Source organism: Arthrobacter ginsengisoli (assembly GCF_031456935.1).
Taxonomy (GTDB): domain Bacteria; phylum Actinomycetota; class Actinomycetes; order Actinomycetales; family Micrococcaceae; genus Arthrobacter; species Arthrobacter ginsengisoli.
In genome coordinates, this window is the sequence record NZ_JAVDVQ010000010.1 from 1 (window position 1) to 26,236 (window position 26,236).

24 protein-coding genes and 1 pseudogene are annotated in these 26,236 nt (G+C 63.8%); 17 read left to right on the forward strand and 8 right to left on the reverse strand.

The features are described 5' to 3' along the window. Positions 1 to 332: 332 nt before the first annotated feature. Together J2X01_RS12575 and J2X01_RS12580 are read right to left on the reverse strand one after the other, a co-directional pair. Positions 333 to 2,183, reverse strand: a complete 1,851-nt coding sequence (locus tag J2X01_RS12575; RefSeq protein ID WP_374724970.1) for a MarR family transcriptional regulator — start codon at positions 2,181 to 2,183, stop codon at positions 333 to 335. A 194-nt stretch (positions 2,184 to 2,377) separates the two neighbouring features. Continuing rightward, positions 2,378 to 2,611: a hypothetical protein gene (locus J2X01_RS12580; protein ID WP_310057651.1), complete on the reverse strand. Its 234-nt coding sequence runs from the start codon at positions 2,609 to 2,611 to the stop codon at positions 2,378 to 2,380. A 313-nt stretch (positions 2,612 to 2,924) separates the two neighbouring features. Between J2X01_RS12580 and J2X01_RS12585 the strand changes: the two genes are divergently transcribed. From J2X01_RS12585 to J2X01_RS12625, 9 genes and pseudogenes are all read left to right on the forward strand, one after another. Next, entirely contained in the window at positions 2,925 to 3,314 is a 390-nt protein-coding gene (locus tag J2X01_RS12585) for an SCO6880 family protein (protein WP_310057653.1), read from the forward strand. Then, a pseudogene (locus J2X01_RS12590) lies at positions 3,314 to 4,904 on the forward strand (helicase HerA domain-containing protein). The gene J2X01_RS12585 and the pseudogene J2X01_RS12590 overlap by 1 nt, the downstream one beginning before the upstream one ends. Next, positions 4,901 to 6,058 (forward strand): type IV secretory system conjugative DNA transfer family protein, encoded by a 1,158-nt coding sequence (locus tag J2X01_RS12595; protein WP_310057656.1) that lies wholly within the window; start codon positions 4,901 to 4,903, stop codon positions 6,056 to 6,058. The pseudogene J2X01_RS12590 and the gene J2X01_RS12595 overlap by 4 nt, the downstream one beginning before the upstream one ends. Beyond that, complete coding sequence (locus J2X01_RS12600) at positions 6,019 to 6,675, forward strand: type IV secretory system conjugative DNA transfer family protein (protein ID WP_310058071.1); 657 nt, start codon at positions 6,019 to 6,021, stop codon at positions 6,673 to 6,675. The genes J2X01_RS12595 and J2X01_RS12600 overlap by 40 nt, the downstream gene beginning before the upstream one ends. 9 nt (positions 6,676 to 6,684) lie before the next feature. Beyond that, entirely contained in the window at positions 6,685 to 7,119 is a 435-nt protein-coding gene (locus J2X01_RS12605) for a DUF4913 domain-containing protein (RefSeq protein WP_310057658.1), read from the forward strand. A gap of 536 nt (positions 7,120 to 7,655) precedes the next feature. After that, entirely contained in the window at positions 7,656 to 8,309 is a 654-nt protein-coding gene (locus J2X01_RS12610) for an enoyl-CoA hydratase/isomerase family protein (RefSeq protein WP_310057660.1), read from the forward strand. A 91-nt stretch (positions 8,310 to 8,400) separates the two neighbouring features. Further along, positions 8,401 to 9,771, forward strand: coding sequence for an MmgE/PrpD family protein (locus tag J2X01_RS12615; protein ID WP_310057664.1), 1,371 nt, complete (start codon positions 8,401 to 8,403; stop codon positions 9,769 to 9,771). Between the two features lie 251 nt (positions 9,772 to 10,022). Next, positions 10,023 to 10,661, forward strand: a complete 639-nt coding sequence (locus J2X01_RS12620) for a nitroreductase family protein (RefSeq protein WP_310057668.1) — start codon at positions 10,023 to 10,025, stop codon at positions 10,659 to 10,661. A gap of 131 nt (positions 10,662 to 10,792) precedes the next feature. Next, on the forward strand, positions 10,793 to 11,398 hold the full coding sequence (locus J2X01_RS12625) for a PadR family transcriptional regulator (RefSeq protein WP_310057670.1): 606 nt from the start codon (positions 10,793 to 10,795) through the stop codon (positions 11,396 to 11,398). On the opposite strand, the gene J2X01_RS12630 is transcribed toward J2X01_RS12625, so the two are convergent. Further along, positions 11,395 to 11,613 carry a hypothetical protein gene (locus J2X01_RS12630; RefSeq protein WP_310057672.1) on the reverse strand — a complete coding sequence of 73 codons (219 nt, stop codon included), beginning with the start codon at positions 11,611 to 11,613 and terminating at the stop codon, positions 11,395 to 11,397. The genes J2X01_RS12625 and J2X01_RS12630 overlap by 4 nt on opposite strands. A 502-nt stretch (positions 11,614 to 12,115) precedes the next feature. Here J2X01_RS12630 and J2X01_RS12635 point away from each other — a divergent pair. The 7 genes from J2X01_RS12635 to J2X01_RS12665 all read left to right on the forward strand — a co-directional run bounded on the left by J2X01_RS12635 (position 12,116) and on the right by J2X01_RS12665 (position 20,252). Next, the gene (locus J2X01_RS12635) at positions 12,116 to 13,168 is read left to right on the forward strand and encodes an ABC transporter substrate-binding protein (protein WP_310057675.1); all 1,053 of its coding nucleotides are present in this window, start codon (positions 12,116 to 12,118) and stop codon (positions 13,166 to 13,168) included. Between the two features lie 200 nt (positions 13,169 to 13,368). Then, entirely contained in the window at positions 13,369 to 13,785 is a 417-nt protein-coding gene (locus J2X01_RS12640) for a YciI family protein (protein ID WP_310057679.1), read from the forward strand. Further along, on the forward strand, positions 13,782 to 14,963 hold the full coding sequence (locus J2X01_RS12645) for an acyl-CoA dehydrogenase family protein (protein WP_310057683.1): 1,182 nt from the start codon (positions 13,782 to 13,784) through the stop codon (positions 14,961 to 14,963). The genes J2X01_RS12640 and J2X01_RS12645 overlap by 4 nt, the downstream gene beginning before the upstream one ends. Then, positions 14,963 to 15,526, forward strand: coding sequence for a flavin reductase family protein (locus J2X01_RS12650; RefSeq protein WP_310057685.1), 564 nt, complete (start codon positions 14,963 to 14,965; stop codon positions 15,524 to 15,526). The genes J2X01_RS12645 and J2X01_RS12650 overlap by 1 nt, the downstream gene beginning before the upstream one ends. Positions 15,527 to 15,689: 163 nt before the next feature. Continuing rightward, a complete protein-coding gene (locus tag J2X01_RS12655) occupies positions 15,690 to 17,510 on the forward strand; it encodes an ABC transporter permease (protein WP_310057687.1) in 1,821 nt (606 codons plus the stop codon). Between the two features lie 19 nt (positions 17,511 to 17,529). After that, positions 17,530 to 18,699, forward strand: coding sequence for an ABC transporter ATP-binding protein (locus J2X01_RS12660; protein WP_310057689.1), 1,170 nt, complete (start codon positions 17,530 to 17,532; stop codon positions 18,697 to 18,699). A 152-nt stretch (positions 18,700 to 18,851) separates the two neighbouring features. After that, positions 18,852 to 20,252, forward strand: a complete 1,401-nt coding sequence (locus J2X01_RS12665; protein ID WP_310057690.1) for an MmgE/PrpD family protein — start codon at positions 18,852 to 18,854, stop codon at positions 20,250 to 20,252. Between the two features lie 98 nt (positions 20,253 to 20,350). On the opposite strand, the gene J2X01_RS12670 is transcribed toward J2X01_RS12665, so the two are convergent. The 5 genes from J2X01_RS12670 to J2X01_RS12690 are packed head-to-tail and all read right to left on the reverse strand — an operon-like array spanning position 20,351 to position 25,361. Then, positions 20,351 to 21,937, reverse strand: coding sequence for an FAD-dependent oxidoreductase (locus J2X01_RS12670; RefSeq protein ID WP_310057692.1), 1,587 nt, complete (start codon positions 21,935 to 21,937; stop codon positions 20,351 to 20,353). A gap of 58 nt (positions 21,938 to 21,995) precedes the next feature. Further along, a complete protein-coding gene (locus tag J2X01_RS12675) occupies positions 21,996 to 23,024 on the reverse strand; it encodes an amidohydrolase family protein (protein ID WP_310057694.1) in 1,029 nt (342 codons plus the stop codon). Positions 23,025 to 23,047: 23 nt separating this feature from the next. Further along, on the reverse strand, positions 23,048 to 24,031 hold the full coding sequence (locus J2X01_RS12680) for a PDR/VanB family oxidoreductase (protein ID WP_310057696.1): 984 nt from the start codon (positions 24,029 to 24,031) through the stop codon (positions 23,048 to 23,050). 2 nt (positions 24,032 to 24,033) lie between these two features. After that, entirely contained in the window at positions 24,034 to 24,684 is a 651-nt protein-coding gene (locus J2X01_RS12685; protein WP_310057698.1) for an RraA family protein, read from the reverse strand. Further along, the gene (locus tag J2X01_RS12690) at positions 24,681 to 25,361 is read right to left on the reverse strand and encodes an RraA family protein (protein ID WP_310057700.1); all 681 of its coding nucleotides are present in this window, start codon (positions 25,359 to 25,361) and stop codon (positions 24,681 to 24,683) included. Before J2X01_RS12690 ends, J2X01_RS12685 begins: the two co-directional genes overlap by 4 nt. 158 nt (positions 25,362 to 25,519) lie before the next feature. On the opposite strand from J2X01_RS12690, the gene J2X01_RS12695 reads away from it, so the two are divergent. Beyond that, positions 25,520 to 26,182: an RraA family protein gene (locus tag J2X01_RS12695; RefSeq protein WP_310057702.1), complete on the forward strand. Its 663-nt coding sequence runs from the start codon at positions 25,520 to 25,522 to the stop codon at positions 26,180 to 26,182. The last annotated feature ends 54 nt before the right edge of the window (positions 26,183 to 26,236 follow it).

A 26,236-nucleotide genomic window follows, 5' to 3' on the forward strand; every position in this document is an offset into this window, starting at 1 on the left:
GGGAAACGGCTACAAGGAACCGCATCCGAACGCGATCCGTCAACGAAAACTCAGCCGACCAAGGCGACGGTACCGAACCGAAATCGCGTCGTAAGGCGCGGCGTTGCGGTTCCTGTAAGCCCGAGCACCCGGCGGTGGAGCGGAGCTGCGGGTAGCCGTCATGCACGTTGCGCAAATGGAACCCTTTGCGCAAAATCCGGCGCTACTCAGAGGAGCGGGGGAGTGGGGTAGGCCTGGGCGCGGCGGGAACCCGGTCGGCTAATTGGTCCCACAGGAAGGGTGGGGAAACGGCTACAAGGAACCGCATCCGAACGCGATCCGTCAACGAAAACTCAGCCGACCCGCTTGAACGCCATGTCGGAGAGGGCCCATTCATCCGGTGGGCCCTCAAATGCCTCCCACGGGTAGTCTTCACCGGGGGAGAGGAGTTCCGCGACGGTGTTGACGTTTTTAGACAGCCATTCCTTCCAGAGGATCCGTTCGATCCGGTAGCGCTGCAGCTGCGCCGCGACGGCTGCCAGCACGCCGAAGTGTTCGGCGAGTTCCTTCAGTGACGTTGTGGCCACCACGGACCAGGTCCGTGTGGTGTCGCGGGAGATCATGTTCCAGGCGGCCATCACCTCGAGTGCTTCGCTGACTGCTGTCCGGGAGAGCCGGGTCAGCTTCACGATCTCCGCCGTCGTCAGGCCGGGGGAGTGTTCCAGCGCCTCGTAAATGAAGGCGGCCGGCAGGCCGAGTTCCCGGAACACCGGGCGCAGGGCGTGAATCTTTCCTTTCCGCCAGGTCAGGTCTTCAGCGGCTGCCTTCATCTCCTCCGGGACGGTCAGCATGTAGAGGTCCCCCTTGGTGCCGCGCCCCTGTTCCACCAAGGTCACCAGCGGGTCACGTTCGCTGCGCAGCGCCCTCAGATGCGCCCCGACGGTCGTGTGGTCCAACCCGGTGGCCACCGCGATGGACCTGGCCCCGAATTCAACGAACCGGGAGGCCGTCATATGGGCAGCTTCGCCCAGGGACCTCAGGACCATCCTTCTCGCCAGCCCGGTCCTTGTACCTGTGTAGGTGTGCTCCTTCAGCCGGAGGGCATTTCGCCAGGTCCGGATGAGCCGGTGCTCGGTATCGGGATTCGTCGAGACCAGATTTCCCTTTAGCACTGGGGGCTGTGTATTTGGCTGGCTTGTGGGGGATATACGGGCATTGTTCTTTCCGTCCCCGGATCGCGGGTTTTTACTGAGGTACTTGACGGCGTTCAGCCAGTCCCGGCGCAGGGCCGGGACCCGGTGCCGGGCGGCATAGCGGGCGTAGAAGGAGGCCAGCCCTGGCCAGGTTCCCTGCATCATTCGGCGTTCCACATCGGTCAGTTCCATGCCGGCGGCCGCGGCCCCGGTGATGATGGCCTGGCGGGCATCCGAGTCGGAGGCGTACCGGTTCGAGTCGTAGAGCCCGGTCTGTGCCATCAGCTGCATTACCCGGGACATCCGGCCGGCCGGGTGCTGGAGTTTCGGCGCCTCGTCGGCCGCCGTCGGGAAAGCCTGTTCGAGGCGGAGTGCCCGGACGGCACCGATCTCCCCCGCCAGGTCAGCATTCATGGCAGCCCAGATGGTGGCGGAGTTGGGCCGGCGGGCAACGTCGTAGGCCATCGACAGGCTCATCGCGAGTTCCTGGTAGCCACCCCTCTTATGAGGGGAACCGGGTGTCCGCATGCAGCCATGCAGGAGGTTCTGGTGCGGGGTCTTGTCCAGGGTCCGGTACCGGGTGCCCAGCGCCTCGACAAGATCACGCGCTTCAGAGAAAGTCACCCGCTGCGCGAGCGGGACATAAACGTGGCGGCCGCCGTTGGGGGAAAAGTCCTCAATCCAGCGGGCCCCCACCGAATGCAACCACGCCTGGATTGCCCGAACGTCCGCCTCCACCCACTCAACGCCGGCGACAGACGAGTCGAAATCGAGGAAGATCGCCGCGCAGGTACCGTCCTTACCGAAGATCCGGACCGCAGCCGGGAAAGAAGGAAGCGCCTCCGTCAGAGCCCGTTCATGTTTCTGCGGGTACGTCTTGCCTGCGTCACGAGAGAGCCTGACCCGGAGCTGACCTGCGAGAAGAGGCGCCAACGCAGCCCACGCCTGTGCGGGGCTGGAGGAAGAGGATGGCCCGTGCGACACGCCAGCGCTATATACGGCTGGCAGCACGCGGGCGTGCTGTTGTACGATGATGCTGTTCCTGTCGAGGGAATGACTGAGGGCCGATCTTGCAGGATCGGTTTTGCAACACAATAGAAGCCCTGAGAAGGACTTCCATCCGATTTACGATCTGTTCGCCGGCAAGCTTCGCGGATCGTGGATCTTCAGCTTCGAAGGCCCGCCTAGTGCGGGCCTTCTTCTGTTTATGAGGCTATGCGGATGGGCAGTTCCTCCTGGTGCGCGAAGTGTCCTAGCAACGCTAGGTCTTCGCGCAGCGACCGGTCGACGGCAGACGAAACGTAGTCAGTGACAGTCATGCCCTTAGCGGCAGCGATCATTTGAACGTCCTCCGCAGTCTTGGCTTGCGTGCGGAAGCCAATGTATTTGCGGAGGCCCTTGCTGGGCCGTCCGCCTCCACGATTGATTACTGCGCTCATGGTCATGTCCTTCGAATCTCGCACAACCTGCGGTTGTGGCTGTTTCATCGCTGGTGCTACTTGCAGTCGATCCATAGGAGGTTTCTGTTTACAGCTATCGACTGTGTCGAAAATAGCACTGCCTAGGAGGGTATCCGGGGATTTGTTTACAGAAAACGGCCCCGCGTGTCGCGCCGCACAAATCTCAAGCCGTGACGAACCGAGCCGAAAGCCTACCTCTCCGGTGGTGCGGCAGCCGTCCGGGGCTACATGAGTCGCGCCATCGGCGGCCCCGAGGCTGGAAGATTTGATTTTCCGTAAGCTCCGATGCGGAATGCGCTCCCTGCTCTACCGTCCGATGGATTCGGCCCGGGCCGCCGCTGTGGTCGAACGGGACCAGAACAACGCCAACGTCCGCATCAGCTCCGGGAATCGTCCCTCCGCCCGAGCCCTGGTCGATGCCCGCTCCGCCGCGCAAACCGCCGCCGAAGAAGCCCAAGGCGCCGGGCTGGTGAACTTCGGCCTGGTCGTCACCGCCACCGTCACCGACCCGGACCGGCTCCCCGACGCGGTCGCTGCCGTGGAACAGACCTCGGGCACCGCCCGGGTGTTGCTGCGCCGGGCCTACGGTTCCCAGGACACCGCCTTCGCCGCGTGCCTGCCGCTCGGGCTCGTCCTGCCCCGGCACGTCCTGCTGCCCACCGAAATCAGGGAGGCCCTGTAATGCAGCAGCTCTTTCGCCGGGAAAAGAAGAACGCGCTCCTTGACGGCGTGGAATCCGAAGCCCGCGGCCGTCGTAGAGCAGCTGCACGGCTGGCACGGTTGCGTGTCCCCGGTTCCCGGGGCTGGGGCGGCCGCGGGGGAGGGGCTGCCGCCCTGGTCCCGGCCGTGCGCGAGTACCGTGGGACGACGGTGCAGGTCTGCGGGCTGTGGCCGTTCAGTTCGGGCACGTCCTCGCCCATGATCGGTGTCCCTTTGGGCTGGCACGAGGAAACCCAGGCCACGGTCTGCTGTGACCCGATCAGCTGGTTCCAGCGCGCGCACCTGATTTCCAACCCCTCCGCGTTCATCCTCGGCAAACCCGGCCTCGGCAAATCCACGCTCGTGCGCCGCATGATGCTCGGGCTTTCCGGCCAGGGCGTCCACCCGCTCGTCCTGGGCGACTTGAAGGGTGAGCATGTCGACGCCGTCGCCGCGCTCGGCGGGCAGGTCATCGAACTGGGCCGGGGTCGCGGGTATCTGAACATCCTTGACCCGGGACAGGCCGTGGAGGTCGCCGGGCTCCTCGAGGAACAGGGCCGCCACGACGCAGCCGTGCGGGTGCGGGCCGACGCCCACGGCCGCCGGCTGAACATGGTCGTCTCCCTCATCACGATCAGCCGGAACAACCCGCCCACAGATCAGGAACAGACCATCCTGGACCGTGCCCTGCGCGTCCTCGACGAGACCTTTGACGGTGTTCCGGTCCTGAAAGACCTCCTCGACGTCATCACCGCCGCCCCGGACGAGCTGCGCCAGGTCGCGCTGGACCGCGGCGACGTGACCGTCTACCTGCAGGAAACCCGGGCCCTGGAAGCCACCCTGCTGGGCCTGACCGGCGGCGGGAAACTCGGCGAGATCTTCTCCCGGCACACCACGAACCCGATGCGGCGCGACCGGGCCGTCGTCTTCGACGTCTCCAGCATCGATGAGACAGAAACGGACCTGCAGGCCGCCGTGCTGCTCGCGTGCTGGTCCTACGGCTTCGGCACAGTCAACGTCGCCAACGCCCTCGCCGACGTCGGTCTGGAACCGCGCCGGAACTACTTCGTCGTCCTGGATGAGCTCTGGCGGGCACTGCGCGCCGGCAAGGGCATGGTGGACCGGGTCGACGCCCTGACCCGCCTCAACCGCTCGGTAGGTGTCGGGCAAGTCATGATCTCCCACACCATGTCCGACCTGCTCGCTCTCCCGGCAGAAGAAGACCGGATGAAGGCCCGCGGCCTTCATCCGACGCTCCGGCATGGTCATCTGCGGCGGCCTCCCCGCCTCCGAAATGCCGCTACTGACCGCAGCGATCCCGCTCTCGCGGCAGGAACAGCAGAAGCTCATCTCCTGGCAGGACCCGCCCGCCTGGGACTCCCGCGGCGGCGACATCGAACCACCCGGACGCGGGAAATTCCTGATCAAGGTCGGCGGCCGCCCCGGCATCCCCGTCCAGATCGGCCTCACCTCCATCGAAGCCTCGTTGAACGACACCAACAAGCGCTGGCACGCTCTGGCGGAAACCCTGATGGAAGCGACCGCTCCGGCCCGTGAAGAAGGTGCGGCATGAGTGCCCCGAACCGCAAAGGCACCGGCCTCGGCGACGGGCTGGAAATCTGGCTGGCCATCGGCCCAGCTGCCGTCATCGGGGGCGGCAGCTGGGTCGCAGCCCACCTCGGATCCTGGTCGGCCGGCATCAAAGCGCCCCCGGCCCACCCGATTGACCTGATCGCCGGACTGGTCAAGGGCCGGGTGCCGTGGCCGGTCCAGTCGACGGTCATTGCCGCCGTCATGGCGGCACTATTGGTGGTCGGCGCCGTCCTGGTCCTCGTCGCCTGGGCCAAGGGTGCGGGGAAACGGGCCCGGGTGGACAAAGCCGCACGCTACCTCGGCCGCGGCAAATCACTGACCGCGTTCTCCGAGAAGGGTGCCATGGCCACCGCCGAACGCCTGGGCATCAAAGACACGCCCGGTATTACAGTCGGCCGGGTGGTCTCCACCGGGCAGAAGTTCATCCAACCGTGGGAAGATCTCAGCATCGACATCTGGGGACCCCGGACCGGTAAGTCCACCTCCCGTGTCATACCGGCCATCCTGGACGCACCGGGGGCGGTCGTTTCCACCTCGAACAAGCGCGACGTCGTGGACGGCACCCGTAGCGTCCGGGCGCAAACCGCACCGGTGTGGGTGTTTGATCCGCAGAAGGTCGCCCAGGAGGAACCTGATTGGTGGTGGAACCCGCTGTCCTATGTCACGGACGAAGAGAAGGCGTACAAGCTCACCCAGCACTTCGCCGTCGGCTCGCGGACCCCCGGGTCGAAACCGGATGCGTACTTCGATCCGAAGGCTGAGGACATTCTCTCCTCCTACTTCCTGGCCGCCGCACTGGGGGAGCTGCCCATCACGCAGGTGTATCTGTGGGTGACGGAGCAGGTCAGCCGGGCCCCCATCGAAATCCTGAAAGAGCACGGCTACGAGCTGCAGTACAAGGGACTGGAATCGACGCTGAAGCTGGCCGATAAACAGCGGGACGGTATTTTCGACACGCCGAGAAGATGGTCCAGTGCCTCAAGAGCAGGAACACCCTGCGTTGGGTCGCACCCGAGGCCGGGGCGACCGTCGCCACGGCCTCCCGCCGGCAGTTCAACCCCCGAGACTTCGCACAGTCACGCGAGACGATCTACATCCTCTCCAAGGAAGGCGCCGGATCGACCGCGCCCTTGACCACCGCCCTCACCGTGGCCATTGCCGAGGCCATGGAGGAACGGGCCGAGCGTCAGGGCGGCCGACTGGCCCTGCCGGCATTGTTCGCCCTGGATGAGCTGGCCAACGTGGTCCGCTGGGCGTCGCTGCCGGACCAGTTCAGCCACTACGGCTCCAAGGGCCTGATCGTCATGGCGATCCTGCAGTCCTGGTCCCAGGGCGTGGAATTGTGGGGGGAGGCGAACATGCGGAAAATCTGGTCGGCCGCGAACGTTAAGGTCTACGGCGGGGGAGTAGCCGAAGACGGCTTCCTCCGCGCCCTCTCGGACCTAATCGGGGACTACAGCTACACCAACGTCTCCGTATCCTCCGGCAAATCCGGGCGCAGCCGCTCCCGCCAAGAGGGCAAGGAACGCATCTTCGACGTCTCCAACCTCGCCGAACTGGACCGCGGCCGCGCCGTCGTCCTCGCCTCCGGCGCACCGGCCACCCTCGTCCGCACACTGCCCTGGTACACCGGACCCCACAAGGAAGCCGTCGAAGCATCCATCGAGGCAAACAGCCCCCGCCGCGACTATGCCGTTCCAGTACCCGCCGGTGAACTTGCGACAGTCAATCCCTGGGTCACCACCAAGTAGGAGTACGACATGGCAGAGGAAATCGGGCTATTCGCCGAAACCGATGAACACATGGACCACACCCAGACGGAGACTGACGTCGAGCCCGCAAAGCCTCAGCTGGTGTTCGGCTCGGCCGAGGAGTTTCTGCACGAACAGCTCCTGCCCACCTACGTCCGCGACGTCGATAACCGCAGCGCCAAATGGTGCATGGAATGGTACTTCCACCCCGAGGCCGTCTCCCGCGTAGAAGCACTATGGCGGGCCTGGGAGCATCTGCGCCTCGACGGCGCCACCGGCATCAGCGTGTGGTGGCGCGACCACGCCGACCACATGCGCGTCCTCCTCGACCCCAACGGCCCGTTCTACAACTGCGATAAGTCCGGACACCGCGACCCCGCCTACCTGGAACCAAAACGAGCACCATTAGGTTGGTTTCCAGACATGCGGCTGCGGACGTCATGACCTGTGCAAGGGCGTTCAGGGTGGCCTTGTTCATTCGGCCATTTCCGTTTATCGGCGACCGCGTCCGTCAAAAGGCTTTGTCCTGCTAACCAAAGCCATACAACGGGGGAGGGTGTAACCGCTCCAAGCGGAGTTTCCGCGGGCCATCTGTCAGCTTGGAATCTGACACCGTTCAACAGAAGGCTGCAGGAACGGCTTCTGGACCCTATCCTGACGGTGCTTGAGGGGCTTCCTGACATCAGGTTTAGGTGTGCACCAACTGGACGAACGCCGCGCCCGTGAGCCGATTTCCAGTGCCGGTCTGGTGGCCGTCTGCCAGCCCGGTGACGGTCCGGGCGCAATTGGCGGCGCGCACGAGGCCACCGAATACCCCTGCATGGTGTCCTTTTGTGAAGCCAGTAGCACAGCGCGCACCTCAACTGCGACGGCGCTTATTTTCCCCCGCGGGGCGGGGCGTATCGATTACCTGCTCTGCGCCATGCCACTAACGCACTTATTAGCTTGTGTGTAACAATGGGTTCGTCGAAGGAGGAGACATGGTTGTCTTGGTGAAGTCAAGGATCGAGGACGGTATTGGAATACTGACCCTCGCCGACGAGAAGCGCGGGAACGTCCTTTCCCCCGGGCTCGTCGAGCAGGCGCAGGCCGCCCATCGCGAGTTCATTGAGCGTGGTGTGCGTGTTGCGGTTCTCAATTCAGAGGGCCCCGCGTTCTGCTCAGGTCGCGATCCGGAAGTGGTGCGGGTACCGGGTGTCCCCCCGGCGGGTGCCGTGCTTATCGGCGAGTTCGAGCAGTCACCTGTGTCATGGGTTGCCGCGGTGGATGCCCCGGTGATTGGGGCGGGAATCCATCTCATGTCGACCTGCGTGGATGTGATTGCGGGGCCCAACGCGCGATTCCGCGTGCCCGAGCTGCGCGACGGGATCTATCCTCGACCCGTTGCGGCCGAGCTGGCACGCATCATCGGACCGCGTCGGACGATGAAGCTGCTGCTCACAGCGGAGGCGCTGTCCGCATCCGAGGCTGTCGCAGCAGGACTCGTCGGAGAACTGGTGCCTTCGAATGACCTGACTGCGCACGTGACGACTCGTGCGCAGAGCCTCCTGTCGCTGGGCGACGACCTCCTGCGAACCACCCGCGACGGGTGGCACGTCCGGTTTGGCACGAGGCCGGCCGACGAGCATCCCTGAGTGAGCGCAATGCAACACTCGGCAGCACACTTATGCAATAGAAACGGGCCCGAGTGATGGACGCGGCCACCGCGATTGAAAGGATCCCCTCATGACAGAGCACCGTTCGGAGATCACAGCGCAGCTCGCCGCCTTTATCTCCAATGCGAGCATGGAATCGCTGCCCACCAGCGTCACAACCAGGCTGAAGCTGCACATCCTCGACACCCTGGGCTGCGCTCTCGCGTTCGCGGACCTCCCGTGGTCGCGCAACGTCTGGGACTACGTGCGCTCCCGAGGTGCCGGCGGATCCGCGAGCGTCCTTTTCTATGGCGTACGGATGCAGCCGGAGACCGCGGCGTTGGCGAACGCTTCCTTTGCTCACGGCTTCGAGCTGGATGACACAGAGATGAGGACTGCGAGCCATCCCGGGGTCGTCGTCGTCCCCGCCGCGCTGTCGATGGCCGAGCACCTCGGGGCGACCGGTGCGCAACTGCTCGCGGCGGTGGCTGTCGGCTACGAAACCATGATCCGCGTCGGGGTCGGGGGAGTCGGGATGACAGCTCGAGGCTTTCAGTCGACAGCCATGGCAGGTTCCTTCGGGGCCGCAGCCGCAGCAGCTTCTCTGATGCGCCTCGACTCAGACAAGACCGCCCACGCACTCGGCATCTGCGCAAGTCGTGCGGCCGGCATCGCCGAGTACACGATTTCGGGTGGATCGGTGAAACGCCTGCACGCGGGGTTCGCCGCCCAGGCCGGTGTCGAGGCTGCTGGTCTGGCATCGGCAGGGGCCACCGCCCCCCGTCAGGCGTTGGAGGGGCGGAGGGGGCTCTATCGGGCGATCACCGACACCCCGGACCCGAATGCCGTCACCGCCGGCCTCGGAAGCGATTTTCTCTTGCTCGGTACCGGATTTAAACCACACTCATGCTGCGCCGCGCAGCACTCGGTCCTCGATGCAGTGAGCGATCTGCAGAGCGAGCACGCCTTCACGGCCCTGGATGTATCAAACGTGCACGTGCGGCAGAATCCTCGGGAGTTCGATTCGGTCGGCCAGATCCGGCGGCCGGCAGATGTGATCTCATCGCAGTTCAGCGGTGCCTTCGGTATCGCGCTCAGGTTGGTGAAGGGCGGGAACGGTCCCCGGGACTACCTTGACGCCGTGCTGGACGACGAGGACCTCCTGAACGTCGTCGACAAGGTCACATACGAGCGCACCACTCCCCAGTCTGCACTGGAGGGCGATGCTCCGTCCGAAGTGCGGGTGAAGCTCACAGACGGCCATGTGTTCGAGACCTATGTTAGCCACGCACGTGGCACGGCACAGAGGCCGCTCCTCGAAGACGAGGTGCTCGCGAAGTTCCGTGACCTCGCTGCGCCTTCGCTCGGGCGAGGACGCGCAGAGCACGTAATTGCCCTCGTTCAGGATCTTGAGCACGTCACGGAGATTGAGGAGCTCTCGACGGCGCTGAAGATTGCCTGAGCGACCTTAGGCGCGTGTGATCGCGTGTGGGAGGGCCAGCCAGTCCCGTGATCAGGAAGACCCCGATGCCGGGCGGTCCGCCGGCGTCGAAGGAAACGTCGTGCGTAACCGGTCAGATGGCGACGTCGTTTTCGCGAACTCGGCGCCTCGGCCGGCAGGCAGAGGGTGGATGAAGCGTTGGCACAAACCGAGTAGTGCAAAAGTGTGTTACATAAGTTATGCTGGACGCATCGCCGACAACGGGAGGTGCCATGGTTTCGGTAACGGTGGAGAACAGGACCCTGTTCGATATGACAGCGAACGATCTGCGTGTTCCTGCGACCCAGGCGGATCGACCCGAGCCTGTCCTGGCCGATTTGCTCGCGCAGCGATGGAGCCCGCGTTCGTTTGATGCAGAACACGTCATTGCAGACGCCGAGCTCGCCCTCCTGCTTGAAGCTGGCCGCTGGGCGCCATCGTCGAGAAACGGACAGGCGCGCCGCTTCGTCATCGGTCGGCGGGGAGGCGTGCTCTTCGGACAGATCAGCGAAACACTCGCGGCCAACAACGCGACGTGGGCCCCTCAGGCGGCACTCCTGCTGGTCGGCGTGCTCGTGCGCAAGGATGAGGCTGGGCGCGTGGAGTCGTTCGCTGAGTACGACCTCGGGCAGGCGATTGCGCATATCGGCCTTCAGGCGGAGGAGATGGGCTTGCGGATGCGACAGATTGGCGGTTTCGATCGCGCGGCATTAAGTGGCGCACTTGGACTCGGTGCACCGCTCGAGCCGTTCATCGTCGCCGCGATCGGGCGCCAGGCGCATGCAAGTCTGCTCCACGGCGAGCTCGCCGTCCGCGAGACTGCGCCACGTACGCGACTTCCCATCGGGGACATCGTCCTCGCACGGGACTGATGCCGGCTGGCGCGGGTCGCAGGCGCCGGAGCTCTGATGCATTGCTGCGTGGCCTGATACACACAGGTGCAATAGTCTTACCTTAAGCGTCAACCATCGAACATCTGCTGCCACTTGGGGGCTAACACACCATGACAACGGACACCGCCGAAAACATGCCGAGCGTGCTGGGCTTCGCCATTCTGCAACTTTTCTCGCGGATGCCTGCTAGCGGCTACGATCTCAAGGAGCGTTTCCAGTCGTCACTGGGCCGTGGCTGGCACGCGTACGACACGCAGATCTACCGTGAGCTGAAGCGACTTGAAGCCGTCGGATACACCACGGGCGAGGTCGTCAAGGGCCGGTCCGGCCCTCAGCGCAAGCTCTACACGATTACACCGCAGGGTCTCCAGGCGCTGCAGGCGTGGCTATCGACACCCCTGGATTTCACCAAGACCAAGGACGAATTCCTGCTTCGGGTGTGGACCCTTGAGCTGTTCCCCCCCGGGGAGGCGGTGGACTTCCTGTTGCGGGCCCAGCACGAGTGGCGCAGCGCGTTGCAGCACGAACAGGCGGCACTGCGCACGCTGAATGATTCCTACGGAGAGGTCGACGACGGGTCGCCCGACGCGATCTTCGGGCGGCAGCTGGGCATCGAGCTCAACATTGCGATGACGAAGGCTCGGCTGAAGTGGGTCGACCGAGCCCTTAAGGTGCTGGAGACTCGGGCGCGGGTCGAGGAAAAAGTACTCAACTAGTTAGTTTCGGGGCCCGGGGTGCACGCGGTCGGGTTCACCCGCGGTCCGAAAGTGGGCGTCGAGATCGCCAAGTCGTCGCCGAGCAACTCGAGCTCGGCGGCAAGGGTGCCTGCATCGTGCTTGACGAGGCGGATTTCGACATCGGTGCGAACATCCTCGCAGTGACCTTGGCGTGCGCACAGCGGAATGGTCTGCGTTGCGCCGACCTCTACCATCGTGTAAGAGTCGGCAGGCGACGAGCTCGTCGCCTGCATGAAGAAGCTCGCAGAGGTCCTCAGGATCGGCCGAGCAGCGACTCGACGACGGATGGCGGACCGGCAGCGCCCAGCAGCCTGACCGCAACGAAGGTTACATCGCATCCGCGCAATACGACGGCGCCATGGCTACAGTCGGCGGCGGGTGCCCCGACGTCTCCCCGGTTCTACGCGGATGCGGCCGCCGCCGTCGCGAATATCCTGCCGTTCGGCGGACGCAAGTTCAGTGGGTTCGGGCAATAGGGCGGCATGCACCTGTTGTATGGCTTTACCGGGCCCGCCTGCAGTGTGATCAAGACTTAATGAAGTGCCAAGGAAACGCACCATTGCGCTACTTAGCGCAATCGGAGTATATTGTCGTTCAGCGGCGGGTAGCACGTTCAACCCTGAACTGAACCCGAACCGTTTCCCATCGACTCAGGGCTGAGTACACTCATAATGCAGTACAGACAATGAGGTCATAGTGAAAAAAAAGATCCTGCCGATCATCGGTGCCGGTCTCATCGGCATGCTTGCGCTGACAGCATGTGGCGGACCGTCAGGGGCCGCACCCAACGCATCTTCGGCCGTGGAAGCCACCGATCTTGACTCGCTGATCGCAGCGGCGCAGGCCGAGGGCTCACTCCGCGTGTACGGCCAAATCCCGGAGGACTCGATGACGGCCTTCGCGGAGGCATTCCAGAAGAAATACGGTATTAAGGTCAATGCGCTGCGCCTGGGCGGCAACACGCTCGCATCGCGGTTCGACGCCGAAACCCAGGCGAGAACCGCCACCGGCGAGGTGCTGACTGCGACCGATCTCGAGTTCATCAAAAAAGCCACAGATCGCGGTGACCTGGTCAGCTTCACCGACTCAGGCGTCGCGAAGCTCCTGGATGGCTTCCCCACCAAGGCGATGCTGGAGGATTACAAGTCCCCCGTCCTGAATATCGTCGACACGGGCTTCATCTACAACACAAAGATGGTCGAAGCCAAGGAGCTTCCGAAGTCCTGGTCGGAACTGTCCGGCTCGCGTTGGGCCCGAAAGTACTGTGCGGCAGATCCTGGCGCGTCCGCCAGCGTGGCGAGCTTCATGTGGACGCTACGTGAAAAAGAAGGTGATCAGGCCCTCTCCGACTTTGGTGCGAACATTGGGCGCTGGTACCCCAACGTTATCGCTTTGACCGAAGCTGTGGCCTCCGGCGAGTGCCAGCTCGGAGTGAACAGCGCCGAGTTGTTCGTTCGTACAGGGCAGAAGAACGGGGCGCCGGTCGAATTCGCGTCGCAACCATCCGCGCTCTTCCCGGTCGTCTCGGCGGCAGTTGCGGCTAACGCTGAGCACCCCAATGCGGCGCGACTGTTCCTTCACTTCATCCTTTCCCCGGAGGGGAGCCGTCTTATGAACGACCCGGCTAACGGCTCGTACGGACCGTGGGACAGCGCGGAATACCCCGCCGATTTCTGGGTCCCGGCGCCCAGCGACCTCGAAAAGGTCCGCGCCGACACGCCGGAGCTCCTGAAGCTTTTGGGACGCTGACCGGGTAACTATCGCAGTACTTCTCTAGTGGAGATTCACAAGGGACGCAGTTCGGGCTCAACGCCTGAGCTGCGTCCCTTTGGTCCATCCGCCCGATTGCGAGGGGCTAAATCTTTGCAAGAAACGATAAAGTGCGCTACTGTTATGGGCCAGGGTCACTTCCGTTGGCTCACACGCTGCTATCTCGACGACGGAGGGTTATGGAAGCGACAGAACTGCTGGCAGGCATGCTGCGGCGCACGCTGTTCGTGATCTACAGCGGTCCCGTTGCCGGCGTTGAGCCAGAGCGGGGTGCCGCGCATTTTGCGGAGCACCTGCGCCATCTCATGAACTGGGAGCAGCAAGGAATCCTCTTTGCCGCCGGGCCCTTCCTTGAGAATGGAAAAGCCACCGCACGCGCCATGTACATCCTGCGGGCCGGCAGTCTCGACGAAGCCCGCTCGATCGCGTCGGACGAGCCGCTGCACCGGCACGGCATTCGGGAATTCACCGTCGACGAGTGGGTTCTCAACCAGGGCCGCGTCAGCCTCACAATCGACTTCTCAACTCAGCGCGGTGGCCTCGATGGGCCACCGCCCAGCCTTCATCCGAACAAGAACCGGCAAGGAGCACAGTGAGTACTACAGGTGCACAGATAGACATCGATGCGGAAGTGCTTTTCAGTCGCATCCGGGAACTGCTTCCCCTGATCGCCGAGCGAGCCGCAGACGGAGACCGTGAGCGAAGCGTCCCAGCAGACGTGATCGCGGAACTCGTCGACGCAGGGGTCGCGCGTGTGCTCGTACCGCGCAGATTCGGCGGTTCCGAGTTCGGTCTCGACGTCTGGTACAAGGTCATCTACGAGATCGCGCAGGTGGACATGGCCACCGCGTGGCTGGCAAGTCTCGCGATGCACCATCCGCACTACGTGGCCCAGTATCCGGAAGCCGCGCAGGAGGAGGTGTGGAAGAGTGGCCCGGACGTCGTCATCTCGGCGTCGATCGCTCCCACGTGCAAGGTCCAGGCCGTCGAAGGCGGATATCGCATCTCTGGCCGCTCCCCGTTCACCAGCGGCATCAACAACAGCACCTGGGTGATGGTCAGCGGCTTCGTGCCGGGGGCTGGTCCAGAGCCGGACTGGCGCTTCTTCCTTATTCCAGCCAGCGACTACACCGTCGTGGACACCTGGGATGTGATCGGCATGCGCGGCACCGGCAGCAACACGGTGGTAACCGAGGATGTGTTCGTGCCCGAGCATCGCGTGCTGCGCTACAAGGACCTCATCGAGGGCGTCTCGCCCGGGGCGGTGGTGCACCCGAACCCGATGTACGCGCTCCCTTTCAAGTCATACTCATCACTCACCTTCGCGGCACCCGTCGTCGGTGGTGCAAAGGGCGTGTACGAAAGGTTCGTGGCGTGGACCGCTGAACGTGCGGCAGGCAGCGGCGCGGCCGTGCGCGATTTCACGAGCGTGCGGGTGAAGCTGTCGCGCGTAGCGGCGAGCATCGATGCCGCGGATATGCTGCTTCGGCGCATCGTTGCGACGGCGTCCGGCCCCGTCCGGCCGACCGCGGACGATCGCGCCCGTGCAATGCGGGACTACTCTCGCGCGGTCGAGCTGGCGGTCGAGGCGGTGGATTCGCTCGTCGCGATCAGCGGCTCGGGCGTCTTCGGTTCGACCCATCCGATCCAGCGGGCGTGGCGGGACATCCATTTCGCGAGCACGCACATCTCCCTCAACCCCGAGACGAACTACGACCACTATGGGCGGCTCGCGCTCGGAATGGGGCGTGCTCCCCAGAACATGAGCTACTGATGCGGGCGGAGACGGACGCGGGAGTGAACGCCGTGGCCACCACCGAAGACGCGGAGCAGACCAAACGACGTTTTCGCGACGTCATGGGGCGGTTCGCTACGGGCGTGACGGTGATCACCGCCGAGTCCGAGGGTAGAACCAACGGGATGACGGCGAACGGCTTCATGTCCGTCTCTCTTGAGCCTCCGCTGGTCGTAATTTCAGTGCGTTGCGAGTCGAAGATGATCGGCTCGATCGACGCCGCTGGTGCGTACGGAGTAAGCGTGCTCGCGTTCGAGCAGGCGTTCCTGAGCAAGCACTTCGCCGGCCGGCCGGTGGAGGGCCTAGAGGAGCCCTTCATCGAGGTGGACGGGATCCCGATGATCGTTGGCGCTATCGCTCACATCGCAGTGAAGGTCGTCGACCGGCATGTCGTCGGCGACCACGTGCTCTTCGTCGGGGAGGTCACGACGGCCGACCACGTGACCGGTGATCCGCTGATCTTCCACAGCGGGGCGTATCACGCACTGTCCAACGTCGAAGAGTGGACCGCCCGGTGGAACGTGGAAGGTGGATGGTGGTAACCCGGCGAACGCAGGGTGCATCCGCCTGCTTAATCCCTCGAATAGTACACTATTGCGTTACTTGGGAATGAATCTATAGCTTTATTCCCAGGAGTCGAGGACAACCGCTGCTAGCTAGGGATGTTCTACCTGAAATTCTTTCACCAAGACAAAGAGGTCACTGATGAAAACGATGCTTCCCGATCCCGCGAAGCGCGAAGCCGAGGCGGAACCGCAGCTTGACGCGACCACGATGGCCGCCGCGGTGATCCAGCCGACGCGACTGCGTAAGTTCCGTCCGCCGACGCCGTTCACGGCACTCTCGCTGCTGCTGGCGCTCATCATGATGGCCATCACGCTCTCATCGGTCGGAACGGTGCTCGTGAGTCTGTTCGTTTCGGACAAGGGCTTCTCGCTCGCCCCGACGATCTCCGTGCTGACGGCCCCGAGCACGTGGGAGCTCGTCAGGGCCACCGCAATCATCACCGGTTCGAGCACGATCATCGCGACCCTGATCGGCGGCGGGTTGGCCTGGCTGAACGAACGCACGGACTCACGAATGGGAGTGTTCTCGGACCTCCTTCCCCTCATGAGTTTCCTTCTCCCGCCTGTGGCTGGCTCGCTCGGCTACATCTTCCTTTTCGCACCCAACGCCGGCTACGTCAACCAGGCCTGGCGTGCTCTCCTCTCCGTGTTCGGTGTGGTCGATGCCGGGCCTCTCCTCGACATCTACAGCTGGTCCGGATTGATCATCGTGTTCTCGGTTTATGGCGTCCCCTTCACCTACATGATGATCGCGCCCGCACTGCGGATGATGGACTCCGGCCTTGAGGAGGCGGCGCGCATGTCCGGCGCCGGTCCGCTGCGTACCATGTTCCGCGTCACGCTGCCTGCGGTGATGCCGGCGATGGGGGCAGGCGCGTTCCTGTGGATCTGGATATCCTTCTCGATGGTCGATATCCCGCTGATGATCGGAACCAGCGCGCAGATCGATGTCCTCTCGTCGCGCATCGTGCAGCTGCTCGCGTTCTCATATCCCGCCGACCGGACCGGCGCTGTCAGCCTCAGCCTCATCATCACCTTCGTGGTGCTGGTGGCCTGGTTCATCCAGTCGCGGATCCTGCGCGCAGGCAAGCACGCGACAGTGGGAGGCAAGGGGGCTAAGACTACCCCGGTGAACCTCGGTCGCTGGCGTACGCCGGCTCGCATCCTCGTCGTCGCGTACTCTACGGTGACGATTCTCCTTCCGGCACTCGCCCTGCTTTACGTCGCACTCGCCGGAACGTGGAGAGCCGGGATCTCGCTGGAGGGACTTGGATTCGCAGAGTTCGGAAAGATGTTCACCAACGTCTATACCCTGGAGGGTCTGCGAAACAGCTTCGGCCTCGGCATCGTGACGGCGACAATCGTCGTGATCATCGCGGCGATCATCGCGCTGTACGTCTCCCGCGCCGGCTCGCTGACAGGCCGACTCGTGGACGCCGGCATCAAGCTCCCGGCGACACTCGGTACGCTCATTCTGGTAGTTGGCATGGTGCTGTTGTTTACCGGTGCGCCGTTCTACCTCGGTGGGACGCTGCTCATCCTGCTCATCGCGTACGCGGTGATCAGCCTGCCCAACGCCTCTGTTTCTGCGGATGCGGCGGCAGCCGGCGTGAGCAATTCGCTCAGCGAGGCCGCCCGCATGTCGGGGGCGAGCGAGAGCCGCACGTTCGTCAAGGTAATCCTCCCGTTGCTCATTCCCGGCCTCGTGGGCGCCTGGGCTTCGGTCTTCGTCCGTGCTTTCGGCGATCTGACCGCCTCATCGATGCTGTCCGGCGCGAACAACCCGGTCATCGGGTTCCAGATCCTGGAGCAGAGCCGTTACGGATCGTACGCGACGACTGCGACCTTGTCGTTCACGCTGGCCGTAGTCTCCACTATCACCGTGCTCGGTGCCGTCTGGTTCGGCCGCTGGAGTAGTCGTTGGACCCAGGGCGTCTCCGCCCGTACCCGCAAGCGTTAGCCAAAGGAGCAGTGCTTTCATGAATACCAACACGCTGAAGAAAGAGGATGCCGTGGCGACCGACCTTGCTGCGCAGCAACCGTTGCTGGCCATCAGGGACCTGCGCAAGCAGTTCACCCGCGCGAACGGCCACCTGGTGACTGCAGTCGACGACATCACCCTGTCGATCGCACCTGGTGAGTTCATCGTGCTGCTCGGCCCATCTGGCTGCGGTAAGACCACCTTGCTGCGTTGCATCGGCGGGCTTGAGACGGCCAGCGAGGGCACGATCACGATCAACGGTCGCGCCATGTTCAGCGCTGAGCTCGGCACCGATGTGCCGACGCGTCGACGCGGCATCAGCATGGTGTTCCAGTCGTATGCGCTGTGGCCTAACATGACGGTCTTCGAGAATATCGCTTTCCCGCTGAAGAGCCGGCGGCGTGGCATGAGTAAGTCCGAGATCCGCGAGGCGGTCGAAGAGATCACCCGCGTCGTCGGAATCTCCGACTTGCACACCCAGTATCCGCACCACATCAGCGGTGGCCAGCAGCAGCGTGTGGCTCTGGCACGCGCGCTCGTTGACGGCAACGCTCTGGTGCTTTTTGACGAGCCGCTGTCGAACGTCGATGCAAAGGTACGCAGGGATCTTCGCATCGAGCTGGCTGCCCTGCAGGCCAAGCTGGGCTTCGCCGCGGTGTACGTCACGCATGACCAGGAAGACGCCATGGAGCTGGCGGACCGCATCGTCGTCCTCGAAGGCGGCCGGATCGCCCAGGTCGGTGCGCCGCAGGAAATCTACGAGAACCCGGTGAGCAGCTACGTCGCAGGCTTTGTCGGCTCGAGCAACTCGATGTCGGGCACGGTGCGCGAGGTCACCTCGACCGAAGTCGTCCTGGACAGCACGATGGGTCTGATCAAGGCACGCCCGAACCCCGGTCTGGTCGCCGGGCAGGAAGTTGAGGTGATGTTCCGTCCGCAGCACGTGCGCATCCACCAGGAGCGGCCGTCCTCGACGAACGCATGGCCGATGCTCCTGCGTAAGATCATGCACTCCGGTACTCACGCTGAGATTCTTCTCACCCACGAGCACGAGATCTACCAGGCCCGGGCCGACGCGGACTTCGAGGCGGTCCTGGACTCAGATGTGTGGGTGACGGTCGAGCAGCGTCACGTCTTTGGGTTTCCAAAGCGTGCTGTCCCTGCGTAACGCCGCCATCGATCGCGGCCTTAAGACATGATTGTGCGAATGACCGATCCTGCCAAGGAACTGCTGCAATAGCGTCACGGACGCTTCCATGAGTAACGGTGACCGTGCCCGTCGGGGCGCGGTCACCGTTTGCTTCGTAGTGAGGAGAGAGAATGAATACGGTGTCGACACCGCTGAGGGAGCTTTCGGAGTGGGCAGCCACACTGACCATCGGCGATATTCCAGACGAGGTTGTGACCCAGGCGAAGTGGTGCGTCCTTGACCTCATGGGTGTCTCCGTGGCCGCGGCCGGGGATGAAGCTATCACCCGGCTCATTGCGGCGGAGCGGAAGCTCGACGACTCGGCGCAGGCGCGGGTCCTCATTCGCGGAGAACGCTTCTCGGTTCCTGTCGCTGCGCGGATCAATGCTTTCGCGGCGAGCTTGACTGAGCTCGCCGATAACGTCGCCGTGCACGCGAACGAGTCGAACATCCCGCTGGCGATCGCACACGGTGAACACCATGGCACGGCCGGTGAAGATCTGCTTGTCGCGGTTGTCGTGGGTGCCGAGGTCGCGCGTCGGCTCCATGACGTGTACTACGACACGAAAAAGTCTGAGCGCGACTTCCCGATCGGTGTGCCCTCAGCGTTGAATACGTTTGGCAGCAGTTTCACCGCTGCCAGGCTTCTCGGCGCTGGTCCGGGTGGGATGTTCGACACGGCGAACGTGGCCCTCAACCTGATCGCCTCGGCCCTGGAGACCTCCGTCCTCACCGGCAGCATGCTGAAGCCGATGTTATTTGGTGGGTGGCCGGCATCGGCCGGATACACTGCCGCGGTGTATGCCTCGCAGGGATTGACCGCGGCCGTGGACTCGCTGGAGAGCCCGTCGGGCGGCTGGCTTCATGGCGCCGCGCAGTCGTGGAACACTGACGAATTTACGCGTGACCTTGGTTCCCGGTGGGAGCTGCAGCGACCCGATCGGAAGCGGCATGCATCCTGTGGGTTTTCGCATGCGGCCCTGGACGGTGTCCTCGAGCTCTCGCACGCGAATGTATCGTCGTCCTCACTCGATCAGATCGATCGGATCGAGGTGCGCCTGTTCCCGTTCGGTGCGCAGACGGTCGGGGGGCCTGCGGAGGGTATCACTACGAGCAATGCGGCGAAGTTCAATCTTCGCTACCTCATCGCCAGCGCGCTGCAGTCGGGCGGGGTGATCACGATGAAGGACACCGACGAGACCATCATCCCCACTCGGCTTGCTGACCCTGAGTTCCAGTCGCTCATGGGTAAGGTCTCGGTGGAGCGGGATTCGAACATCACACTGGCGTCGCGCTTCAGCGCCGATGTGAGCATGGTTCTCGCAGACGGCGAGCGTCAAACCACGTTCGTGCAGCACGCACGGGGAAAGGGTACGAACCAGCTGTCCAAAGCCGAGATCAATGAGAAGTACACCGGTCTCGCAGCCCCAGTGCTCGGTGATGAACGAGCGGAGCAGCTGCGCAGCGCGGTTGACGAGCTGCAGTCGCTGCCGAACGTCTCGTCTCTGGTGGATTTGCTCGTCCTCCCCTGACGGCGTGTTTCGACGGATGCCTCACAGAGGCGGTCCCTGAACATGAATCGGGCCCCCGCAACTGCACTGCGGGGGCCCGAGCTGTCCGCTCTCGACGGTCAGGGAAGCGACTCTAGGGCAAGCGCGCTGCGCGCGGCGATTCCGCCCGAGATGAGGAACTCAGTGACATCACCCATGGAGTTGTAATACGGACCCCAGAGAGACCCGCACTCGCCGATGGCGTACAGGCGGGGTATGGGTCCGTCATCCTTGTCGAGCACCCGCTGCTGGGCATCATGCTTCGGGCCGCCGTGGGTGTTGATAAACGTGGGGAGCATCGGGCCGACCGCATAGAACGGCGGCTCATCCAGCGGCGCGAGAAAGTCCTCCCGGCCGTGCTCTGAGTCGATGCCGGCCCGGCACGCATCGTTCCACTCGCGCACCGTCTGGACGAGCACTTCCGGATCGATATGCCCTCCGCGGTAGGCACCGGACTCACCCGCGAAAACGCACTTCTCGGCAAGCTCTTCGATAGTGGCGGCCTTGATGATCCAGCCCTTCTCGAGCTCAGCGAGGTTATCGCCGCTCCAGGCGGGTGTCCGCGAATTCAGCGTGGTCATCGCCGCACCGGCGCGCCGCACCTTCTCGTCGAAGATCTGGAACGCAGGGATGTTCGTGAATTCCGCTGCATCCGGATCGAGGGAAAACCAGTCAGCGCGGTTCGCAAAACCATGACGCAGCGTCCCGATCTCGAGGGTCTCGTTGTGGAACCGACGACCGGACTTGTTCACCCAGATCAGGCTGCCAGCTTCCTGGAATACGGGAGACGAGTATCCGAACCGTGCAAGCCGCATGAAGTCGTACGTGACATACACCCGTCCGCCGCCAGTCTCTATGCCCCAATAGAGGGGACCCGAGACCGAGTTCATGTGCCAGAGCTTTGCGCCAGCCTGCTGGGCCATCGTAATGCCGTCGCCGGTGAGCAGGGGCGAGCCGATGAAGTGAACCGGTGCATGTGTGAGGAACTGCCGCCGCATCTCCTCGTTGAACTCGAAACCGCCGGTGGCGAGGACGGTGCCTCGTCTTCCGCGCACCGCGATTCTGCGGCCCTCTGCCGTGCGTGCGACGACGCCGAGGATCTCCCCGCTATCGGGGTCCTGCACCAGACGCTCCGCCGGAGTCTGCAGGCGGATGCGCGCACCGCGTGACTCCGCGAGCTTAGCAATCGCCGTCCACAGTGCGTCTCCGCCAGGGGCGGCGATGACGCTATTGCCGAGGATCCCGCCGGCGCCCGGAGCACCTGGGTACTCGGGATAGAAGCCGTCGGCACGGAAAGGCTTCGGGTCCTCCTTCACCGGGAAGCCAAGCTGGGACTGGAATTCGGGGATGTCCGCCAGCCCGTCGATGTATGCCTGAAGCACCTCGGTTTCGGTCTGGCCGCCACACATCCAGTCCAGGTACTCGAGCGCACGTTCGTCATCGTCGGCGTGCAAGATCAGCGATCCCGCGATGCAGGCCGAATTGCCCCCGCCGATCTCGCCCTTCTCAAGGACGAGCACATCGGCACCTGTCTCGGCCGCGACGGCGGCGCAGGTGGCCCCGGCGCCCCCGTAACCGATGATTAGGAGGTCTGCTTCCTCGTCCCAGTGCTGAGGGACGCCGTGCGCAGGCGGCTCGGTTCCCTTCTGTGTACGGCCGTCGGCCATGGGTGCTCCTTCGTTGTGGGACGGGCAGGGCATGGTCGTGACCTACCCGATCGGACTTTCAGAAACGGGTGTAGAGGCGTCGTGCCGTTCCCTTGAGAATCAGCGTACGGTCATCATCGCCGAGCCATTCGTAACTGTTGATCGCACGGGTGATGTCGTCGTACTGGAAGCCCGTGAGCGGATCGATGGGCGATCCGCTGCCGGGAACTTCGGTGCCTAGCATTACCCTGTCGGCCCCCACCGTCTGAACCAGGAGCGCGAGTGCGTTGCGGTCGTGCACGAGGGAGTCGAAGTACATCTGGCGCAGGCTCTCGTCGAACGAGACGATCTCGGGAGGGGCGCTGCTGTCCTTGTTGTCGTATGACTCGACCTGCGTGTACTCCAGGTATCGGGCGGCGCGCCAGCGTCCGATCTGATATGGCACCGAGCCGCCGCCGTGAGAGACGATGAGCGACAGGTTTGGGAAGTGTTCGAAGACGCGGCTGTTCGCCAGCGAGATGGTCGTGCGGCTCGCCTCGGTGATCATGTGTTCGCTGTAGTTCTCGCGTGGATCGCGGCAGCCGGCCGCGTGAATGAGCGCGGGAATGCCGAGCTCCTCGAGCTTGGCGAAAAGCGGATACCACCATTCGTCGCCGATGCGGGGGATGCCGAGATTCTGTCCCTCAGCTGGGTCGGGGTTGATGAGCACGCCGATGAAGCCGAGCTCCAGGACCGTCCGCTCAAGCTCGTCCAGCCACTGCGAGGGTTCGGTGCCGACAGCCTGCGGAAGCGCGGCGATGCCGCGGAACCGCTCCGGGAACGCCGCAACCTGCGCCGCGACGGCGTCATTGGCGGCACGGGTCCACCAGAACACGATCTCCGACGGGTTCTCGGCATGCATCAGCTGGAACGGGCGGGGTGAGATGAACTGAACGTCGGTGCCGACGCGATCGAGCAGTCCGACGTGCCGCTCAGCACCGCGCAGCACCTGATCGGGATTCAGCTTCACGCCTTCGCGGCCGTGGGCGCCGCGGCTGGCGGTCAGGATCGAGCGATACGCGTACAGCTCGGCGGGCGAGCTCACGTGGCCGTGGATGTCGATGATCACAGGGTGTCTCCGTCGTTTGGGGGTCAGAGGTCGAGGACGATGCGAGGGCTTTTCGCACGGGAGACGCAGATGAACATGCTCTCGTTCGCATCCTGCTCGGCCTGGGTGAGGATTTGGTCTCGGTGATCCGCCTTGCCGGCGAGGATGCGCACTTCGCAGGTGCCGCAGAAGCCTTCCTCACACGACGCCGGAATTACGCCGGCCACGACCGTGCGGACGCTCTCGAGGATGCTCTCGTCGGAACCGACGGAGACCGTTGTGCCAGTCTTGGCCAGTTCTACTTCGAACTGGGTGTTCTCGGCAGACACCACGGACTCGTCCACCGGCGCTGCGCCGAACCGCTCGACGTGCAAACCCGGCAGCCCGAGCTCCTCGCAAAGCTTCTCGACAGCGGAAATGAGTCCGTTGGGGCCACAGCAGTAAATGGCAGTCTGTTCATCGGCATCGCTGAGGATGCCACGAAGGTCCAGTATGCCGTCGTCGTCTTCGGCGACGAACGAGACGCGAGAGTCGTCTGCGGTCTGCGCGAGGCGGTCGACGACGCCGATGAAGGCCATCGACTTGCGCGAGCGTCCACCGTAGTGGAACGACCAGTCGGGTGCGGGGGACCTTCGCGCGACCCTGTGCAGCATCGGAACGAGCGGTGTCACACCGATCCCGCCAGCGATGAAAATGTATCGCGGTGCATCCACCAGTTCGAACCGGTTCCGCGGGCCCGTGACGGTGAGGGTGCGTCCGACGAGCCCGGTGTCGTGAATCTCCTTCGAACCACCACGGCCAAGGTCCTCACGCAGAACGCCGACCCGATAATGCTGCGGGTCGTCCGGGTTGCTCCACAGCGAGTACTGGCGGACCAGACCTGAGGGCAGGGTGATCTCGAGGTGTGCACCGGGATGCCATTTGGGGAGGTCGGCGCCGGTCGAGTCGACGAAAGCGACGGAGACCACGCCTTCGGCTTCGTGGCGGACCTCACGAACAAGCAGGGACAAGGGTTTGGTGTTGTCCATTTCTACCTCCGGGTCTGGAGCTGGTGGTAACCCGCTCGGGCACGTGCATCACGCAGTGTGGAGCCGGCCAGGATCTCGTTACGAATGGATTCCTCGGCATCGGCGATCATTTCCGATGCTTCAATGATCTCCTCGGCGCGATCAGCGGGAAGCGCGACGAGGCCGTTGATGTCACCGAGGAGCAGGTCGCCCGGGTTGACGATAATACCGCCGATGCTCACGGGCACCTGAATGCCCTCGATGCGCACGCGGTCCTTGCCCGTGCGCATCCAGCGGCCCTGGGTGAACAATGGGTAGTCCAGCTCCAAGGCACGGTCCAGGTCGCGGCAGACGCCATCGATAACGGTGCCTCCGAGTTCACGCTGGGACGCGATCGTGGTCATCAGGTCGCCCCAAACCGTCGCATCAAGGCGCGCCCCGTTATCGATCACCGGCACAGCACCATGGGCAACGTCATCAATGAAGTCACCCACGCTGCGTCCATGCTCGTCGGCGGGAACGTACTTCACAGTGAACGCAGGACCGGCCAGCCGGAACCGGTTGTCGAGGGGCATAATGCCGGCGCACTGCCCCTTGATGTTGAGGCGGTCGAGAGCGTCGCTGACGCAGGGGGTTTCCAGTGCTCTCAGGCGTTTGATCAGTGTGTTACTCACGAGTGGATTCCTTTTCCGGTGAGCTCCTCATAGGAGCGGCCCATAACTGAAGTGATGGGATCACCCTCATCGAGAGCGGCCGCCATCGCGGCTTCCCGGTCCGCGAAGCGGCGCGCACGGTCGAGGACATCTGCCGCGCGGTCGAACGGGATGAAGACGATACCGCTGCCGTCGGCGCGGACGAGGTCCCCGGTACTGACAGATACGTTGGCAAAGCGGACGGTCTCACCCCAGCTTTCCTCCACAAGGCGACCGCGGGCAGTGATCGGGGTCGCACTTCGGCCGTGGATCGGATAGTTGAGCGCACGGCTTTCGTCGACATCGCGCACTGGCCCGTCGACGAGAGTGCCCGCGATACCGCGGAGCGAGCACGCCTTGGTCAATAGGCCGCCCCATCCGGCGCAGGGTACGCCCGGGTGTGCAACGACGATGACCTCTTCCGGCCCGGAGGTCGCGACCGCTGCGGTGGCGAGGTGTCGCGCGCTCGGTGCCGCTCCGGGGGTGTCGGCGGAAACCAGTTCGACGGTGACTGCGCGGCCGACAATGGGGGCGTTTCCGCTCAGCGGAATCAGCTCGGCTACCGCGCCGGGAAGACCCAGCGCATCCAGTGCGTCGGAGATCACGCAGGTGTCGAGCTCACGCAGCTGCGCGAGCCATTCGTATGATTCGTGGACCATCACACTGCTCCTTTGATGTGTGAAAAACGGGCATAAACTCATTCGCAATCCACACAGGTGGAAATATTCAGAAATGAACTTATGCGCTACTGTAGCGATTTCGAAGAGTTGTCGCAAGAAGTTGTCGCATTTATGCGGCACCGGATGGAGGAGTCGGGATGAGCACTAGTGATAGAGGGCTCCACCATGAGCGCTATGGACGGGCGCGCACACTCGGAGCGGCGACGCTTCACGAGGCGGCGGGGCGCGTGGGGTCGCTGCCATCGGGCATCCAGGCGCTGTCACCCACATTACTGATGGCGGGGCCGGCGTTTCCCGTCGTCGTGCCGCCGGGAGACAATCTTTGGCTGCATCATGCGATCCTCACCGCGGAGCCTGGAGATGTGCTCGTCGTCTCCACTGGCGGAGCCAGGGAGTTCGGCTACTTTGGCGAGGTCATGGCCGTGGCGGCTCTTGCGCGAGGTCTTGCCGGGCTCGTAATTGACGGCGGCGTGCGGGATGCCACGCAGATGATCGGGCTCAGCCTTCCCGTCTTCGCCGACCGCCGGTGTATTCGCGGGACAATCAAGGACCAACGCAAGTCTGGCTCTCTTGGTGTGCCGCTGACGATCGGTGATGTGCAGATCGAGCGAGGCGACCTGGTGGTCGGGGACGGGGACGGTGTCGTGGTTATCACCGCCGATAATGCCGATGACGTGATCGCGCTGGGTACGCGGCGCGAGGCCGCAGAGGCTGAATACTTCGCCAGGCTTCGTGCTGGAGAGTCGACGCTCGAAATTTACGATCTTCCGACGCCGGATCAGCTCCGCAGTGTCGGATGAACAAACAAATTAAGTTGATTGATATGAAGTGCAGTTGTGCACTACTATGGGTTC

Coding starts and splice junctions, on each gene's coding strand:
- J2X01_RS12580 (WP_310057651.1), bottom strand. CDS start 2,611: ATGAGCGCAGTAATCAATCGTGGAGGCGGACGGCCCAGCAAGGGCCTC.
- J2X01_RS12585 (WP_310057653.1), top strand. CDS start 2,925: ATGCGCTCCCTGCTCTACCGTCCGATGGATTCGGCCCGGGCCGCCGCT.
- J2X01_RS12595 (WP_310057656.1), top strand. CDS start 4,901: ATGAGTGCCCCGAACCGCAAAGGCACCGGCCTCGGCGACGGGCTGGAA.
- J2X01_RS12605 (WP_310057658.1), top strand. CDS start 6,685: ATGGCAGAGGAAATCGGGCTATTCGCCGAAACCGATGAACACATGGAC.
- J2X01_RS12610 (WP_310057660.1), top strand. CDS start 7,656: ATGGTTGTCTTGGTGAAGTCAAGGATCGAGGACGGTATTGGAATACTG.
- J2X01_RS12615 (WP_310057664.1), top strand. CDS start 8,401: ATGACAGAGCACCGTTCGGAGATCACAGCGCAGCTCGCCGCCTTTATC.
- J2X01_RS12620 (WP_310057668.1), top strand. CDS start 10,023: ATGGTTTCGGTAACGGTGGAGAACAGGACCCTGTTCGATATGACAGCG.
- J2X01_RS12625 (WP_310057670.1), top strand. CDS start 10,793: ATGACAACGGACACCGCCGAAAACATGCCGAGCGTGCTGGGCTTCGCC.
- J2X01_RS12630 (WP_310057672.1), bottom strand. CDS start 11,613: ATGGTAGAGGTCGGCGCAACGCAGACCATTCCGCTGTGCGCACGCCAA.
- J2X01_RS12640 (WP_310057679.1), top strand. CDS start 13,369: ATGGAAGCGACAGAACTGCTGGCAGGCATGCTGCGGCGCACGCTGTTC.
- J2X01_RS12650 (WP_310057685.1), top strand. CDS start 14,963: ATGCGGGCGGAGACGGACGCGGGAGTGAACGCCGTGGCCACCACCGAA.
- J2X01_RS12655 (WP_310057687.1), top strand. CDS start 15,690: ATGAAAACGATGCTTCCCGATCCCGCGAAGCGCGAAGCCGAGGCGGAA.
- J2X01_RS12660 (WP_310057689.1), top strand. CDS start 17,530: ATGAATACCAACACGCTGAAGAAAGAGGATGCCGTGGCGACCGACCTT.
- J2X01_RS12665 (WP_310057690.1), top strand. CDS start 18,852: ATGAATACGGTGTCGACACCGCTGAGGGAGCTTTCGGAGTGGGCAGCC.
- J2X01_RS12670 (WP_310057692.1), bottom strand. CDS start 21,937: ATGGCCGACGGCCGTACACAGAAGGGAACCGAGCCGCCTGCGCACGGC.
- J2X01_RS12680 (WP_310057696.1), bottom strand. CDS start 24,031: ATGGACAACACCAAACCCTTGTCCCTGCTTGTTCGTGAGGTCCGCCAC.
- J2X01_RS12690 (WP_310057700.1), bottom strand. CDS start 25,361: ATGGTCCACGAATCATACGAATGGCTCGCGCAGCTGCGTGAGCTCGAC.
- J2X01_RS12695 (WP_310057702.1), top strand. CDS start 25,520: ATGAGCACTAGTGATAGAGGGCTCCACCATGAGCGCTATGGACGGGCG.